Below are 14,606 nucleotides of genomic sequence, written 5' to 3'. Positions count from 1 at the left end.
CAGTTAGAGCTAGCGCAGCAGTTGGGCAACCAGCAAACCCGCCAAGGCTCACTGGAAGGTCTGCTGAAATCGCTGCAAGGCCTCAGCGGCAAAAAAGGTTTGCCCGACGGTATACGCGGCAGCATCGACAAACTGCTCGGTTCCCTCCCCGATGGCGCTCAGCTCAGCGACTCCAAAGGTCTGTCCCAGGCCCTGGAGAAAAGCGGCATGTTTCTCGAGGCCAAGCTACTCAGCGGTAACGCTGCTGGCTTGCCGCAGGATATGAAAGCCAACCTCTTGCGCTTGATCGCCCAGATTCTGCCAGCGCTGCCCACTGGCACCTCGATCAACCCCAATACCATCGGCGGCAATCTCGGCCAGGCGCTGCCGGTGTTTCTGCGCAATGCCCTCGGCGCACTCGGCCAGACCGGCGCTAAGCAGCAAGGCCTGAGCTTTCCCCTGCCAACCAAATTGCAGCAGGAATTGGAGAAAGAAAACGACCTCGAGGGCCTGCTAAAACTCGCGGCGGCCGCCGTTTCAAGGTTGCAAACGCACCAGCTATCGAGCCTCGCGCAAAGCCAACTGACGCCCGAAGGCACCCTGCTCACCACCTGGCAAATGGAAGTGCCGATGCGCAACCAGCAGGATTTGGTGCCACTGCAACTCAAGCTGCAACGCGAAGAAGAAGCCCAGGAAAAAAACACTGGCAAAGGGGCCAAGAAAGGTCAGCAAGAGCCGGTGTGGCGTATCGAACTGGCCTTTGACTTGTCGCCGCTAGGTCCTCTGCAAGTGCAAGCGCAGTTGGCACGTGGCGCGCTGACCAGCCAGCTTTGGGCCGAAAAGGCCAGCACCGTGCAGTTGATCGACAGAGAGCTGGGTACCTTGCGCGACCGCTTGACCGCCGCCGGCCTTAACGTTGGCGATCTTGAATGCGCACAAGGCCTGCCCCCGCAGGGCCCGCGCACGACCCTTGAACAACGCTGGATTGACGACAAAGCATGAAACGCGAAGCCCCCCGCCAGGCCATTGCCCTGAGCTACGACGGCCAGAGCGCGCCGAACCTCACCGCCAAAGGCGACGACGAACTGGCCGAAGCCATTTTGGCGATTGCCCGCGAATATGAAGTGCCGATCTACGAAAACGCCGACTTGGTGCGGCTACTGGCGCGTATGGAATTGGGCGATGCGATACCCGAGGAACTGTACAAAAGCATCGCCGAAATCATCGCCTTTGCCTGGTACCTGAAAGGCAAATGCCCAGAAGGCTTTACCCCGGATGATGGCGGCGAGAAGGATGTAACCCCGCGTACCCCGCAGCCGTTACTCGATTAACCCAAGGGTGTGCCATGCGCACCAGCGGAATTCCGCGTGATCGCAAGGGGCAAGCAGCACACCCTACGGACCGCGGGTATCGGGGGCTCAGCGTTTGGCTTGATGAAGTTTGCTGACCAGTTCGGCTTCGGCGCGGCTCAAACCACAGGATTGGGTCAGGTCGTCAACACTGGCCCCCAAACCGACCAACCGCGCGGCCTGGGTGAAGGAGAGATTGCTGGGGTCGCGCTGTTCAATCTGGGTTAGCTTGTCCGGAATCGGCGCCACGGTGCGGCGCAATTCGTACAGCTCTTCGCCCATGCGGATGCTACCGGTGAGGTAGGTATCCAAACGCTTTTTCAGTTCTTTGATGGCTTGGTCGCGCAACGCATCGCGCTGCGCCTGGTGCTCAAACTGGCGAACAAATTCGCGCTGCCGCCCGGCCAGCCAGATGCAAGTGCCGCCCAGCGAAACGCAAGCCAGGGCCAGCACCAACAGCGCGACGTCGAGCATGGGTCAGATGCTCTCCAGTTCGGACCATTCTTCTTCGGACATCATCTTGTCGAGCTCAACCAGAATCAGCAGCTCGCCGTTCTTGTTGCACACGCCCTGGATGAACTTGGCCGACTCGTCGTTGCCGACGTTAGGCGCGGTTTCCACTTCCGACTGACGCAGGTAAACCACTTCAGCAACGCTGTCGACCATGATGCCAACCACTTGCTTGTCAGCTTCGATGATGACGATACGGGTGTTGTCGGTTACCGAACCGGAATCCAGGCCGAAGCGCTGGCGGGTGTCGATCACAGTCACCACGTTGCCGCGCAGGTTGATGATGCCCAGCACATAGCTTGGGGCACCGGGCACCGGAGCGATCTCGGTGTAACGCAGCACTTCCTGAACCTGCATCACATTGATGCCGTAGGTTTCGTTATCCAGACGGAACGTCACCCACTGCAAAATGGGATCTTCGGAACCTTGCGCAGACGATTTCTTCATATCCCTAACCTCATCAAAACCGCTTAAGCGGCATACGGGTTGCCCCGCTGTTTAGCATAAAGCCTCGCACTGGCGAGGCTGTTCAATCATTCAATCAATGTACCCGGCCATCGGCCCCGATGCGTTTGGACGCGCCGCTGGCGATCAGCTCGGCCAACACGGCCACATCTACCAATGCACACATATGCTCGATTACCGTGCCGGCCAACCACGGACGCTGGCTACGCTGGGTGCGCCACTTGACCTCTTTAGGGTCCAGGCGAATCGAACGGCTGACTTGATGAACCGCCAGCCCCCACTCGTAGCCTTGCACGGAAATCACATACTGCAAGCCCTGGCGAAAATCATCGCGATAACGGTCGGGCATTACCCAACGCGCGGTGTCCAACACCCGCAGGTTGCCAGCTTGGCACGGGAGAATACCGAGGAACCAGTCGGGCTGGCCAAATAATGGCGTTAGCTCCTGGCCCACCAGAGGATAAATCGAGCCCAGGCATACCAAGGGCACGGCCAACGTCAGGCCGGCAACGTCGAACAACAGGCATTCAAACGGCTCTTCGCCCCAGGTTGGCTGACCTTCCAACTGCAAAGGCGGCGGCGTGGGCGCCATATCGTTTTGGATTTGCTGGGCAACAATCGACTCGACTACCGGTGGCGCGAGCACCACAGGCTTTTCAACGGTTTTCTCCAGCGCCTTGGCGACTACCGGCTCAGGCTCGACCAGCAAGGTCGGCATCAGCAGCGGCTTGGACATTTCCAGAGTCGGCAATACCAGCGTCGGCCGTTCAAGCATTACCGCAGTTGGCTTGGGCGCAGCGACGGGAGCGTGCAGACGCGCATCGCGTACCTGCTCTTCAAGCACAGCAGCTTCGAATTCATCCAGGGAAATGGCGTCATCGGTGATCACCGGAGCGGGTGCGGCAACAGGTGCGGGCGCAACGGCTACGGGGCGCGCGACAACAGGGGCAACTACCGTGCGAACGGGCTCAGGCACAGCCAAGTCGGCCAATTCGGCAGCCGCTTCCTGCAGCAGGCCGTCCAGATAGGACTGCAAGGCCAGCTGCGGGCGCGTAGCGGTTGCTGTAGGACGACTCATAGATAAAACCCGTAAGAATTTACTGACTGCTGTATCGGCAGCATCTGCCGCGTACTTGAGTCAGCCTTGATAGCAAAAAACACCATGGTCATGCGACCTGCGCCGCTAATTCATTGCTGAGCATATGTTTGAGCAACGCCCGATAAGCCAGCACACCACGGCTTTTGTCATCAAACTGTGAAGGCGTCAGCCCAGCCCGACTGGCGTCGCGCAAACGGGTATCGACCGGGATATAGGCCGGCCACAAGTGATCCGGATAGGTGTTGCGCAACGTACGCAGGGTAGTAAGCGAGGCCTGGGTACGGCGGTCGAACAGGGTAGGCACGATGGTGTACGGCAACGCCTGTTTACGCGAGCGGTTGATCATCGCCAGGGTGCTGACCATACGCTCCAAGCCTTTTACCGCGAGAAACTCGGTCTGCACCGGAATCGCCAACTGCTGGCTGGCAGCCAGGGCGTTAACCATCAGCACACCGAGCAAGGGCGGGCTGTCGATAATGGCGTGGTCGAAATCGTCCCACAGCTGCGCCAGACTTTTCGCGATCACCAGACCCAGGCCACTCTGCCCAGGCGACTGGCGCTCAAGGGTGGCCAAGGCGGTGCTCGACGGCATCAGGGAGATGGATTGATGGCTGGTAGGCAATAGCAGTTGTCCAGGCAGGCCTTGCGGCACGTTGCCGCCATGCTGGAACAGATCGAAGGCACTGTGCTCCAGCGAATCGGGGTCGTGCCCGAAATAGCTCGTCATGGAGCCATGTGGATCAAGATCGACCACAACCACGCGCTTGCCAGCATCAGCCAGCAGGCCCGCCAGTGCGATGCTTGTGGTGGTCTTACCGACACCACCTTTTTGATTGGCTACTGCCCAGACTCTCATGTTCGTTATCCTCCCGGTGCAGCAAGGGCTTACCGAGAACAAGCGCCAACCTAAGGGGTCGGCGACGGGGAATTGACAGCACCGCCCGCAGGCGGCTGCACCGCTGGCACTGGTGCAGGTTGTGTGCCAGCCCGCTCTAAAGCGGCATCGGGCTGAGCATGGGCACTTCCCACACCACTTACACTGCGTCGCACATCCAAGTTGCGTGACACCACCAGCACCACCCGGCGATTGCGCGCTCTTCCCTCTGCCGTGGCGTTATCCGCAATCGGCTGAAACTCTCCATAACCCACCGCAGCCAAGCGCCCGGCGTTTACGCCATCCATGGCCATCATTCTTACAATGCTAGCTGCCCGCGCCGTTGACAGCTCCCAGTTCGTAGGAAACTGCGCGGTTTTAATCGGAAGATTATCTGTGAACCCTTCCACATGAATGGGATTCTCGTAAGGCGCCAGAATTTTGGCAACCTTTTCGATAATGGTGAACGCCGTATCGTTGGGAATCGCATCGCCGCTGGGAAACAGCAAGCTGGAATTCAGCTCGATTTCGATCCACAACTCGTTACCGCGCACGGTCAACTGGTCACTCTTGATCAGGTCACCAAACGCCGCTTTCACCGCATCACTGATTTCTTGCAGCGCTTTGCTTGGGTCCTCGCCGGCCGGTGTATCTTGATCCAACGGCCTTTCCGGCTCAGTGGTCAGCGGCCGCTCATCACCCACTGGTATCGGCTTGATCGCCCGGTCTGGCTGATTGAACGCGCCGACCAAGCTATCGGACAGAATTTTGTACTTACCCTCGTTGATCGATGAGATCGAATACATCACCACAAAGAAGGCGAACAACAAGGTGATGAAGTCTGCGTAGGACACCAGCCAACGTTCGTGATTTTCGTGCTCTTCCTGGTGCCGCCGACGGGCCATATATCGCCAGACCTTTAGTCCATGAAGCCTTGCAGCTTGAGCTCGATCGAGCGCGGATTTTCCCCTTCGGCAATGGAGAGAATTCCTTCCAGGAGCATTTCCCGGTAACGCGACTGACGCAAGGCAATGGCTTTGAGCTTGTTGCCTACTGGCAACAGCAACAGGTTGGCGAACGCCACACCGTAAATGGTGGCGACAAAAGCAACGGCGATCCCGCTGCCAAGCATGCTCGGGTCAGCCAGGTTGCCCATTACATGAATAAGCCCCATCACCGCACCAATGATGCCGATGGTGGGCGAGTAACCGCCCATGCTGTCGAACACTTTGGCGGCCTGGATATCGCGGCCTTCCTGGGTGTAGAGATCAACCTCAAGAATGCTGCGGATAGCCTCAGGCTCAGCGCCATCTACCAGCAGTTGTAAGCCTTTGCGCGCATACGGGTCGGGTTCGACATCCGCCACCGCTTCCAGGCCCAGCAAGCCTTCTTTACGTGCCGTCTGGCTCCAGCCAACCACCCGATTGATGCCGCCCGCCAGGTCGATACGTGGTGGAAAAATAATCCAGCGCACGATGATCAGCGAGCGCTTGAACACGGTCATTGGCGTCTGCAAAAACGCCGCGCCCAAGGTGCCGCCCACCACAATCAAAAATGCCGGACCATTAATCAGCGCACCGACATGGCCGCCTTCCAGGTAGTTGCCCCCCAGAATGGCAACACACGCCAAAATCACCCCGATAAGGCTGAGTACATCCATCAGACACAGGCCTCCACCAGGTGTCGACCGATGTCATCAAGGCTGTAAACCGCGTCGGCCAAATTGGCTTTGACGATGGCCATAGGCATTCCGTAAATCACACAACTGGCCTCATCCTGCGCCCACACCTGGCTGCCGCTTTGCTTGAGCAAACGTGCGCCTTCGCGGCCATCAGCGCCCATGCCAGTGAGCACCACAGCCAACACTTTGTCGCCGTAGGCCTTGGAGGCAGAGCCAAACGTAATGTCGACACAGGGACGGTAATTCAAGCGCTCGTCACCGGGCAGAATTTTTACCGTACCACGGCCATCGACCATCATCTGCTTACCGCCAGGTGCCAACAGAGCCAGGCCGGGACGCAGCTGATCGCCGTCTTCGGCTTCCTTGACGCTGATACGGCACAGCTTGTCCAACCGCTCGGCAAAGGCTTTGGTAAAGGCCGCCGGCATGTGCTGGATCAGCACAATGGGCGCAGGGAAGTTAGCCGGCAGTTGAGTTAATACGCGCTGCAACGCAACCGGGCCGCCAGTGGAGGTGCCGATCGCCAGGAGTTTGTAGGGTTTGCGCTTGGGCGCGGCGCTTGATGTTGGCGCATGAGCCGGTGCCGCCGCGGTTGGGCGTGGCGTAGCAGGCGCAGGTCGAGTCGGGGCACTACTGGTCGCCGGAGCGTGGGCCGGAGCGGGTGCGGCAGCTGGTGCCGGTGCCGGTGCGACGCTTGGTAAGCCGCTGTAACGACGGTTACTGCGTGCGATGGTATGCACCTTCTCGCACAGAAGTTGTTTGACCTTCTCGGGGTTGCGGGAGATGTCTTCAAAGTTCTTCGGCAGAAAATCTACCGCACCCGCGTCGAGCGCATCGAGGGTTACGCGCGCGCCTTCATGGGTAAGGGAGGAGAACATCAGTACCGGCGTTGGACAACGCTGCATGATATGACGCACGGCAGTGATGCCATCCATCATCGGCATTTCGTAGTCCATGGTGATCACGTCAGGCTTGAGGGCCAGGGCCTGATCGATTGCTTCACGACCATTGGTGGCAGTGCCGACGACCTGGATATTCGAATCGGCGGAGAGAATCTCCGAAACACGCCGGCGGAAAAAGCCGGAATCGTCCACTACCAAAACCTTAACTGCCATAACCGCTCCTTTGAACCCGCCCGAGGCCCCGGTGGGCCATCGAGCTTGGTGCTGCGCGAAGCAGGCGAAGGGGTTATTTACACCGCGTAAATGTCACGCCCCCTGCTATCTTCACGCGTAGTGACACGCCACATCAGATTCGGCGTGCGTAACGCTTGAGCATGCTCGGCACATCCAGAATCAGGGCAATACGCCCATCGCCGGTGATGGTAGCGCCAGACATCCCTGGGGTGCCCTGCAGCATTTTGCCCAGCGGCTTAATTACCACCTCTTCCTGGCCCACCAGTTGATCGACGACAAAGCCAATCCGCTGGGTGCCCACCGACAAAATCACCACATGCCCTTCATGCTGCTCTTCGTGCAGGGCGCTGCTGACCAGCCAACGCTTGAGGTAGAACAGCGGCAGTGCCTTGTCGCGCACGATCACCACTTCCTGACCGTCGACCACGTTGGTGCGCGAAAGGTCGAGGTGGAAGATCTCGTTGACGTTGACCAGCGGGAATGCAAAAGCCTGGTTGCCGAGCATAACCATCAGGGTCGGCATGATCGCCAGGGTTAACGGAACCTTGATGACAATCTTGGTGCCCTGGCCCTTGGCCGAGTAGATGTTGATGATGCCGTTGAGCTGGGAGATTTTGGTTTTCACCACATCCATGCCCACACCACGACCGGACACATCGGAGATCTCAGTTTTGGTCGAGAAGCCCGGAGCGAAAATCAGGTTGTAGCATTCGGCTTCGCTCAGGCGGTCGGCGGCGTCCTTATCCAACACACCCTTCTCGACTGCCTTGGCACGCAACACGTCGGGGTCCATGCCGTTGCCGTCATCGGAGATCGACAACAGGATATGGTCACCCTCTTGCTGCGCCGACAACACGATTTTGCCGCCACGACTCTTGCCCGCTGCTTCGCGTTTTTCTGGTGACTCGATACCGTGGTCCACCGAGTTGCGCACCAAGTGCACCAACGGATCGGCCAAGGCCTCCACCAGGTTTTTGTCGAGGTCGGTTTCTTCGCCGACCAGCTCCAGGTTGATCTCTTTTTTCAGGCTACGCGCCAGATCACGAACCAAGCGCGGGAAGCGGCCGAAGACTTTTTTGATCGGCTGCATGCGGGTTTTCATCACCGCAGTTTGCAGATCGGCAGTCACTACATCGAGGTTGGAGACGGCCTTGGACATATTCTCGTCGCCGCTATTCAAGCCCAGACGCACCAAGCGGTTACGCACCAGCACCAGCTCGCCGACCATATTCATGATCTCGTCCAGGCGCGCGGTATCGACCCGTACAGTGGTTTCCGCTTCGCTGGCTGGGCCGGCCTTTTCCGCGGCCGCAGGCGCTGCGACTGGCGTCGGTGCCGGTGCTGGTGCCGCTTTAGCAGCGGGAGCAGGTTTGGCCGGTTCGGCTTTCGCCGGCTCAGCCTTAGCCGCAGGTTTGGCCGCTGGCGCGGCAGGCTTGGCAGCAGCAGGCAACGGCGCCTGAGCAGCCGGCTCAACGAATTTGCCCTGGCCATGCAATTGGTCAAGCAACGCTTCAAATTCGTCATCGGTGATGTTGTCGCCACTGCCGCTGGCAGCGGGAGCGGCCGCCGCTACTGGAGCGGGTGCCGGAGCAGCAGGAGCCGCGGTCGGCTCGACAAACTTGCCTTTGCCATGCAACTGATCCAGCAACGCTTCGAATTCATCGTCTGTGATTTCATCGCCACCACCGGCGGCCGCAGGCGCGGCACTGGCGGCAGGCGCACTGACAGCTGCTGCCGGCGCAGGAGACGCTGCGGCAGCTGCGAACTGACCTTTGCCGTGTAACTGGTCAAGCAGCGATTCGAATTCATCGTCGGTAATTTCGTCGCTGCTAGAGGCGGCAACCGGCGCTTTGGGCTCATCGTGCAGAGCATCGAGCAACTGCTCGAACTCACTGTCGGTGATATCCCCCGAGGAGGCGGCAGGGGCATGCGCCACTTCCGGTTCAGGCTCTGGTTCAGCTTCGGGCTCTGCTGCTGGCTCGGCAGCACTGGCCAACTCTGCAGCGCTCTGCGGCTCGGCCAAGCGCGATAGCGCAGCCAGCAGCTCAGGCGATGCAGGGGTAGGAGTCGTGCGTTCGCGCACTTCGGAGAACATGCCGTTGACCGCGTCCAACGCTTCGAGGACGACGTCCATCAGCTCCGAGTCAACGCGCCGCTCCCCCTTACGCAGGATGTCGAACACGTTTTCGGCGATGTGACAGCACTCCACCAGCTCATTGAGCTGGAGGAAGCCGGCGCCACCTTTGACGGTATGGAAACCGCGGAAAATCGCGTTGAGCAGATTGGAGTCATCCGGGCGGCTTTCCAGCTCGACCAGTTGTTCCGATAGCTGCTCAAGAATTTCGCCGGCCTCTACCAGGAAGTCCTGGAGGATTTCTTCATCGGCGCCGAAGCTCATCTGTGTGCTCCCTGAGGATCTGTTGACGTTTCGTTGCGAGCCGCGTTGCGCATCAAATGACGTCAGGCAAGGCGTGGGATGCCGCCAAGGGCCAACCCTTGGCAAATCGCACAACGCAGCCTGACGTCATTTGCTGCGCAACCCGCAGGGACGAGGCCCGTTTGACGCAGCTCTGCGTTACTCGTCGTTCATTTGGAATGACCAAACTTCTCTCCTCGTGCCTTGTTCTGCGTCAAACGGGCCGTCGTCGCGGCCGCAACGAAACGTCAACAGATCCTAAAACCCTAGACTGGATAGCAGATCGTCTACATCGTCTTGATTGGAGGCGACGTCTTCACGCTTATCGGCATGAATCTGCGGACCTTCACCACGAGAAGGCTCTTTTTCTTTTTCTTGTTCAGCACGTAGTACTGCATGGTCGTGCTCAATACCGGCAAAACGATCCACTTGGCTGGCCATCAGCACCAGTTTCAGCAGGTTGCTTTCCACTTCCGTGACCAACTGGGTTACCCGCTTGATTACCTGACCGGTGAGGTCTTGGTAATCCTGCGCCAGCAGAATGTCGTTGAGATGGCCGGACAACTTCGCGCTGTCGCGCTCGCTATTGGCCAGGAACAATTCGATGCGCTTCGCCAACTCACGGAACGCTTCAGCGCCGAGCTCGCGGCGCATAAAACGGCTCCAGTCGGCGCTTAGCGTGCCCGCTTCGGAATGCAGGTCGTTTACCAGCGGCGCACTCTGCTCGACCAGATCCATGGTGCGATTGGCCGCTTTCTCGGTCATCGTCACGACATAGTTCAGGCGTTCGGTGGCGTCGGTGATTTGCGACACTTCCTTGGCGTGCGGTACGCGTGGGTCGAGTTGAAAGTTGACGATGGCGTTGTGCAGCTCACGCGTCAGTTTTCCCACTTCGTGGTAGAGCCCACGGTCACGAACTTTATTGAGCTCATGGATCAGTTGCACCGCCTCGCCAAAATTACCTTTCTCAAGGCTCTCAACGAGCTCACGGGCATTGGTTTTTAGGGACGACTCAAGGTCGCCCATGGGTAGATCGTCGTGCGCCATAATGCCCCCACGGCCGATATCAGCCGTTAACACGCTCGAAGATTTTTTCGATCTTCTCTTTCAGCACCTGGGCCGTGAAAGGCTTAACAACATAGCCATTCACCCCGGCTTGCGCCGCTTCAATAATCTGGTCGCGCTTGGCTTCGGCGGTAACCATCAGCACCGGTAGGTGCTTGAGACGGTCATCGGCGCGAACCGCGCGCAATAGGTCAATACCGGTCATACCCGGCATGTTCCAGTCAGTTACGAGAAAGTCGAAGCTACCGCTGTGCAGCATGGGTAGAGCCGTGGTTCCGTCATCTGCCTCAGCGGTGTTGGTAAATCCCAAGTCACGCAAGAGGTTCTTGATGATCCGTCGCATCGTTGAGAAGTCGTCAACGATGAGGATTTTCATGTTTTTGTCCAAGTCGACCTCCGTACAGTCCTAAACGCACCCAGCACCTGGATACGCGTTGAATCGAGAAACTGGCAGTACCGCTCAGCTCGCGCGCCACTCGCTCAAGCGTGCACGCAAACGAGCGGCACACTGGCTATGCAACTGGCTGACCCGCGACTCGCTGACCCCCAGCACTTCGCCAATTTCCTTGAGATTCAGTTCTTCGTCGTAATACAGCGACAACACCAACTGTTCACGCTCCGGCAAGCCAGAGATGGCCGCTGCCAATGCCGATTGGAAACGGTCGTCTTCCAGATCGCGCGAGGGCTCGAAGTGGGTAATGCCAGCGTCTTCACGCAGACCTGTATGTTCGCCGTCTTGCAACAGATCGTCGAAACTGAACAGGCGACTGCCTAAAGTGTCGCCAAGAATGCCGTAGTAATCCTCGAGACTCAATTGGAGTTCGGCCGCAACTTCTTGATCTTTAGCGTCTCTGCCTGTTCTGGCTTCAATTTTTCGGATTGCGTCACTGACCATCCGACTATTGCGATGCACCGAACGAGGTGCCCAATCGCCTTTACGTACTTCATCCAGCATAGATCCGCGTATGCGAATGCCAGCGAAAGTTTCAAAACTGGCGCCTTTGCTGGAGTCGTATTTTTTTGAGGCTTCGAGCAGGCCAATCATGCCGGCCTGAATAAGATCTTCCACCTGCACACTTGCCGGCAACCGTGCCAACAAGTGGTAGGCGATGCGTTTCACCAAAGGGGCGTAACGCTCGATCAACTGGTGCTGGGAGTCCTGCGCCTGTGCCTTGCTATACATACGGAGCCCATTGCCTGATGTCATACGGCCGTATCAGCAAGCGGTTGCTGAACCAAACGCTCCACGAAGAACTCCAGGTGTCCGCGCGGATTGGCTGGTAGCGGCCAAGTGTCGACCTTCTGTGCGATTGCCTTGAAAGCCAAAGCGCACTTGGAGCGAGGGAAGGCCTCATAAACTGCTCGTTGCTTCTGCACTGCCTTGCGTACCGACTCGTCGTAAGGCACGGCGCCGACATACTGCAAGGCAACGTCAAGGAACCGATCAGTCACCTTGGTCAGCTTAGCAAACAGATTGCGACCTTCTTGTGGGCTGTGGGCCATGTTGGCCAAAACGCGGAAACGACTCATGCCGTGGTCACGGTTGAGCAGCTTGATCAGGGCGTAGGCGTCGGTGATGGAAGTGGGCTCATCGCACACCACCACAATCACTTCCTGCGCGGCGCGCACAAAACTCACCACCGCATCGCCAATGCCGGCAGCGGTGTCGATCACCAAGACATCGAGGTTGTCGCTGATATCGCTGAATGCCTGAATCAGGCCAGCGTGCTGCATGGGCGTGAGCTGCACCATGCTTTGCGTGCCAGAAGCGGCGGGCACAATACGCACCCCGCCCGGACCTTGCAGAATGACGTCGCGAAGTTCGCACTCGCCACTGATGACATCTGCCAATGTGCGCTTGGCGGTAAGCCCCAGCAGCACATCAACGTTGGCCAGACCCAGGTCGGCATCCATCAGCATCACCCGCCGACCGAGGTCAGCCAGGGCCAGGGAAAGATTGACCGATACATTGGTCTTGCCGACGCCACCCTTGCCGCCGGTCACCGCGATCACCTGTACGGGATGCATACCCATGTTATCCACACACCTTGTCTAGCTCTGACGGGGGCCACTTGGCTGATTACGCTCAGGTCACCTACGGCAGCCTGGACGGTTAAAACATGTCTTGCTTAGCCCGCGCGACGCGACGGGTTCTGATACAAGCCGGCGAACATATCGGCCATCGCATCCTCACTTGGATCTTGAGGCGCTTGCAGACTGACTGCACGACTGACCAACTGGTGACTGCGCGGCACATGCAGATCATCTGGAATGCGCGGACCATCTGCCAGATAGGCTACCGGTAGATGCTGGCTGATAGCCAGACTTATAACTTCACCGAGACTGGTCGCTTCATCGGCCTTGGTAAGGATACAACCGCTCAAGCCGCAACGCTTATAGCTATGGTAGGCGGCCTTGAGCACTTGGCTCTGGCTCGTAGCAGCCAAAACCAGATAATTTTTCGATTTGACCCCACGACCAGCCAAGGTTTCCAACTGCATATGCAGCGCCGGGTCGTTGCCGGGCAAACCTGCGGTATCAATCAACACCACGCGCTTACGCGCCAGGGGCTCCAGCGCTTGGGTCAGGGACTGACCTGGGTCGACCTGAGTCACCGACACATTGAGAATCCGGCCCAAGGTTTTAAGTTGCTCTTGGGCACCAATGCGGTAGCTGTCCATGCTCACCAGCGCGACATGCTGAGCGCCGTATTTCAAGACATAACGCGCGGCCATTTTTGCCAGTGTAGTGGTTTTGCCCATACCAGCCGGGCCGACCAGCGCAATTACACCCCCCTCCTCCAACACTTCGACTTTTGGCGTTTTGATCGCGTGGGCCAGGTGAGCGAGGATCATGCGCCAGGCCTGACGCTGCTCAGGCACTTTGCTCACGCGCTCCAGCAGTACGCGGGACAGTTCTGCCGGCAGACCCATACGCTGCAAACGTTTCCACAGCGCAGCCTGTTGCGGGCGGCGACTCTGCATTTGCCCCCAGGCCATCGAGCCCAGCTGCACTTCAATCAGCTCACGCAGGCCATTCAATTCAAAACGCATGGCATCCAGGCTGCGTTGGTCGGTTGCCACCGCCCGCGCCGGTGCAGGCGCTGGAGCCACCGCCGCAGCGGCAGGCTTTGGCCGCTCAGGGCGAACAAACGAAGCCGGCAGTTCAGGCGCGATAATGGACTCGTTGGCAAACAGCTGGCCGTCTTTCATTTTCTCGCCAGACACGCGAGTTGCCAGGTCAGCTTGAGCCGAGACCAACATCGACTGCGTACGGCGCAGCTCAACTTCCAACTCAGGATTAGGCTGACGGGCAGGAATCATCGGCGCCTGGTAGTCCAGAGCGGCGGTCAGTTCCACGCCCCCTGCAACCCGGCGAGTGCCGATGATGGACGCATCAGCGCCCAGCTCATCGCGAACCAATTTCATAACTTGACGCATATCGGCGGCGAAAAAGCGTTTAACTTGCATGACCTAAGCCTCAGTTCAGTTCTGACCCACCGTGGCAACGATGGTGACCTGCTTGTTGTCTGGGATTTCCTGGTACGCCAACACGTGCATGGTCGGTACTGCCAACCGTGCGAACCGCGAGAGCATCGCCCGGACCGGACCGGCTACCAGCAGAATCGCTGGCTTGCCGAGCATTTCCTGGCGCTGTGCGGCGTCCACCAGGGACCGCTGCAGCTTCTCGGCCATGCTTGGCTCCAGGAGAATGCCATCCTCGGAGCCTTGACCGGCCTTCTGAAGACTGTTGAGCAATATCTGTTCCAACCTTGGTTCCAAGGTGATCACAGGCAGCTCCGGCTCTAGTCCCACAATGCTTTGCACGATTGAGCGGGACAACGCGACGCGTACCGCAGCAACCATGGCGGCGGGATCTTGACTCTTCACGTTAGTAATCGCTTCGGCGATGGAACGGATATCCCGCACCGGTACTTGCTCTTGCAGCAACGACTGCAACACCTTGAGCAAGGTCGACAACGACACCGCGCCAGGCACCAGCTCTTCTGCCAATTTTGGCGAGGCCTTGGCC

General features: G+C 58.6%; 16 protein-coding genes. 2 read left to right on the top strand and 14 right to left on the bottom strand.

Annotation, left to right across the window (positions count from 1 at the left end; all coding sequences use genetic code 11):
- Together AAAB16_RS13465 and AAAB16_RS13460 are read left to right on the top strand one after the other, a co-directional pair.
- A partial coding sequence (locus AAAB16_RS13465; RefSeq protein ID WP_340663778.1) for a flagellar hook-length control protein FliK occupies positions 1-981 on the top strand: 981 nt, incomplete at its 5' end.
- Positions 978-1,310 (top strand): EscU/YscU/HrcU family type III secretion system export apparatus switch protein, encoded by a 333-nt coding sequence (locus tag AAAB16_RS13460; RefSeq protein WP_110618429.1) that lies wholly within the window; start codon positions 978-980, stop codon positions 1,308-1,310. The genes AAAB16_RS13465 and AAAB16_RS13460, both read left to right, overlap by 4 nt.
- 87 nt (positions 1,311-1,397) lie before the next feature.
- On the opposite strand, the gene AAAB16_RS13455 is transcribed toward AAAB16_RS13460, so the two are convergent.
- From AAAB16_RS13455 to AAAB16_RS13390, 14 genes are all read right to left on the bottom strand, one after another.
- On the bottom strand, positions 1,398-1,802 hold the full coding sequence (locus AAAB16_RS13455; protein WP_110618430.1) for a DUF2802 domain-containing protein: 405 nt from the start codon (positions 1,800-1,802) through the stop codon (positions 1,398-1,400).
- A 3-nt stretch (positions 1,803-1,805) separates the two neighbouring features.
- Positions 1,806-2,285, bottom strand: coding sequence for a chemotaxis protein CheW (locus AAAB16_RS13450; RefSeq protein WP_110618431.1), 480 nt, complete (start codon positions 2,283-2,285; stop codon positions 1,806-1,808).
- A gap of 94 nt (positions 2,286-2,379) precedes the next feature.
- The gene (locus AAAB16_RS13445) at positions 2,380-3,381 is read right to left on the bottom strand and encodes a CheW domain-containing protein (protein ID WP_340663777.1); all 1,002 of its coding nucleotides are present in this window, start codon (positions 3,379-3,381) and stop codon (positions 2,380-2,382) included.
- 88 nt (positions 3,382-3,469) lie between these two features.
- A complete protein-coding gene (locus tag AAAB16_RS13440; protein WP_340663776.1) occupies positions 3,470-4,258 on the bottom strand; it encodes a ParA family protein in 789 nt (262 codons plus the stop codon).
- A gap of 50 nt (positions 4,259-4,308) precedes the next feature.
- Complete coding sequence (gene motD / locus AAAB16_RS13435; protein WP_340663775.1) at positions 4,309-5,181, bottom strand: flagellar motor protein MotD; 873 nt, start codon at positions 5,179-5,181, stop codon at positions 4,309-4,311.
- A 14-nt stretch (positions 5,182-5,195) separates the two neighbouring features.
- A complete protein-coding gene (locus tag AAAB16_RS13430; RefSeq protein WP_340663774.1) occupies positions 5,196-5,936 on the bottom strand; it encodes a flagellar motor protein in 741 nt (246 codons plus the stop codon).
- Positions 5,936-7,072, bottom strand: coding sequence for a chemotaxis response regulator protein-glutamate methylesterase (locus AAAB16_RS13425; RefSeq protein ID WP_340663773.1), 1,137 nt, complete (start codon positions 7,070-7,072; stop codon positions 5,936-5,938). Before AAAB16_RS13425 ends, AAAB16_RS13430 begins: the two co-directional genes overlap by 1 nt.
- 133 nt (positions 7,073-7,205) lie before the next feature.
- Positions 7,206-9,491, bottom strand: a complete 2,286-nt coding sequence (locus AAAB16_RS13420) for a chemotaxis protein CheA (RefSeq protein WP_340663772.1) — start codon at positions 9,489-9,491, stop codon at positions 7,206-7,208.
- A gap of 276 nt (positions 9,492-9,767) precedes the next feature.
- The gene (locus AAAB16_RS13415; protein WP_340663771.1) at positions 9,768-10,556 is read right to left on the bottom strand and encodes a protein phosphatase CheZ; all 789 of its coding nucleotides are present in this window, start codon (positions 10,554-10,556) and stop codon (positions 9,768-9,770) included.
- A gap of 19 nt (positions 10,557-10,575) precedes the next feature.
- Complete coding sequence (locus tag AAAB16_RS13410; protein WP_172147048.1) at positions 10,576-10,950, bottom strand: chemotaxis response regulator CheY; 375 nt, start codon at positions 10,948-10,950, stop codon at positions 10,576-10,578.
- Between the two features lie 84 nt (positions 10,951-11,034).
- Complete coding sequence (gene fliA / locus AAAB16_RS13405) at positions 11,035-11,781, bottom strand: RNA polymerase sigma factor FliA (protein ID WP_177411399.1); 747 nt, start codon at positions 11,779-11,781, stop codon at positions 11,035-11,037.
- On the bottom strand, positions 11,778-12,617 hold the full coding sequence (gene fleN, locus AAAB16_RS13400) for a flagellar synthesis regulator FleN (RefSeq protein ID WP_110618439.1): 840 nt from the start codon (positions 12,615-12,617) through the stop codon (positions 11,778-11,780). The genes fliA and fleN overlap by 4 nt, the downstream gene beginning before the upstream one ends.
- An 86-nt stretch (positions 12,618-12,703) precedes the next feature.
- Positions 12,704-14,044, bottom strand: a complete 1,341-nt coding sequence (gene flhF, locus AAAB16_RS13395) for a flagellar biosynthesis protein FlhF (RefSeq protein ID WP_340663770.1) — start codon at positions 14,042-14,044, stop codon at positions 12,704-12,706.
- Between the two features lie 15 nt (positions 14,045-14,059).
- A partial coding sequence (locus tag AAAB16_RS13390) for an FHIPEP family type III secretion protein (protein ID WP_340663769.1) occupies positions 14,060-14,606 on the bottom strand: 547 nt, incomplete at its 5' end.

This window comes from Pseudomonas sp. (genome assembly GCF_037994325.1).
Taxonomy (GTDB): Bacteria; Pseudomonadota; Gammaproteobacteria; order Pseudomonadales; family Pseudomonadaceae; genus Aquipseudomonas.
Note: the sequence above shows the minus strand (reverse complement) of the source record. Positions and strands in the feature narration are given on the sequence as shown.

What these genes read in the sequence shown, in the direction of transcription:
- AAAB16_RS13460 (WP_110618429.1), top strand. Translation starts at nt 978, where the DNA reads ATGAAACGCGAAGCCCCCCGCCAGGCCATTGCCCTGAGCTACGACGGC.
- AAAB16_RS13455 (WP_110618430.1), bottom strand. Translation starts at nt 1,802, where the DNA reads ATGCTCGACGTCGCGCTGTTGGTGCTGGCCCTGGCTTGCGTTTCGCTG.
- AAAB16_RS13450 (WP_110618431.1), bottom strand. Translation starts at nt 2,285, where the DNA reads ATGAAGAAATCGTCTGCGCAAGGTTCCGAAGATCCCATTTTGCAGTGG.
- AAAB16_RS13445 (WP_340663777.1), bottom strand. Translation starts at nt 3,381, where the DNA reads ATGAGTCGTCCTACAGCAACCGCTACGCGCCCGCAGCTGGCCTTGCAG.
- AAAB16_RS13440 (WP_340663776.1), bottom strand. Translation starts at nt 4,258, where the DNA reads ATGAGAGTCTGGGCAGTAGCCAATCAAAAAGGTGGTGTCGGTAAGACC.
- motD (WP_340663775.1), bottom strand. Translation starts at nt 5,181, where the DNA reads ATGGCCCGTCGGCGGCACCAGGAAGAGCACGAAAATCACGAACGTTGG.
- AAAB16_RS13430 (WP_340663774.1), bottom strand. Translation starts at nt 5,936, where the DNA reads ATGGATGTACTCAGCCTTATCGGGGTGATTTTGGCGTGTGTTGCCATT.
- AAAB16_RS13425 (WP_340663773.1), bottom strand. Translation starts at nt 7,072, where the DNA reads ATGGCAGTTAAGGTTTTGGTAGTGGACGATTCCGGCTTTTTCCGCCGG.
- AAAB16_RS13420 (WP_340663772.1), bottom strand. Translation starts at nt 9,491, where the DNA reads ATGAGCTTCGGCGCCGATGAAGAAATCCTCCAGGACTTCCTGGTAGAG.
- AAAB16_RS13415 (WP_340663771.1), bottom strand. Translation starts at nt 10,556, where the DNA reads ATGGCGCACGACGATCTACCCATGGGCGACCTTGAGTCGTCCCTAAAA.
- AAAB16_RS13410 (WP_172147048.1), bottom strand. Translation starts at nt 10,950, where the DNA reads ATGAAAATCCTCATCGTTGACGACTTCTCAACGATGCGACGGATCATC.
- fliA (WP_177411399.1), bottom strand. Translation starts at nt 11,781, where the DNA reads ATGACATCAGGCAATGGGCTCCGTATGTATAGCAAGGCACAGGCGCAG.
- flhF (WP_340663770.1), bottom strand. Translation starts at nt 14,044, where the DNA reads ATGCAAGTTAAACGCTTTTTCGCCGCCGATATGCGTCAAGTTATGAAA.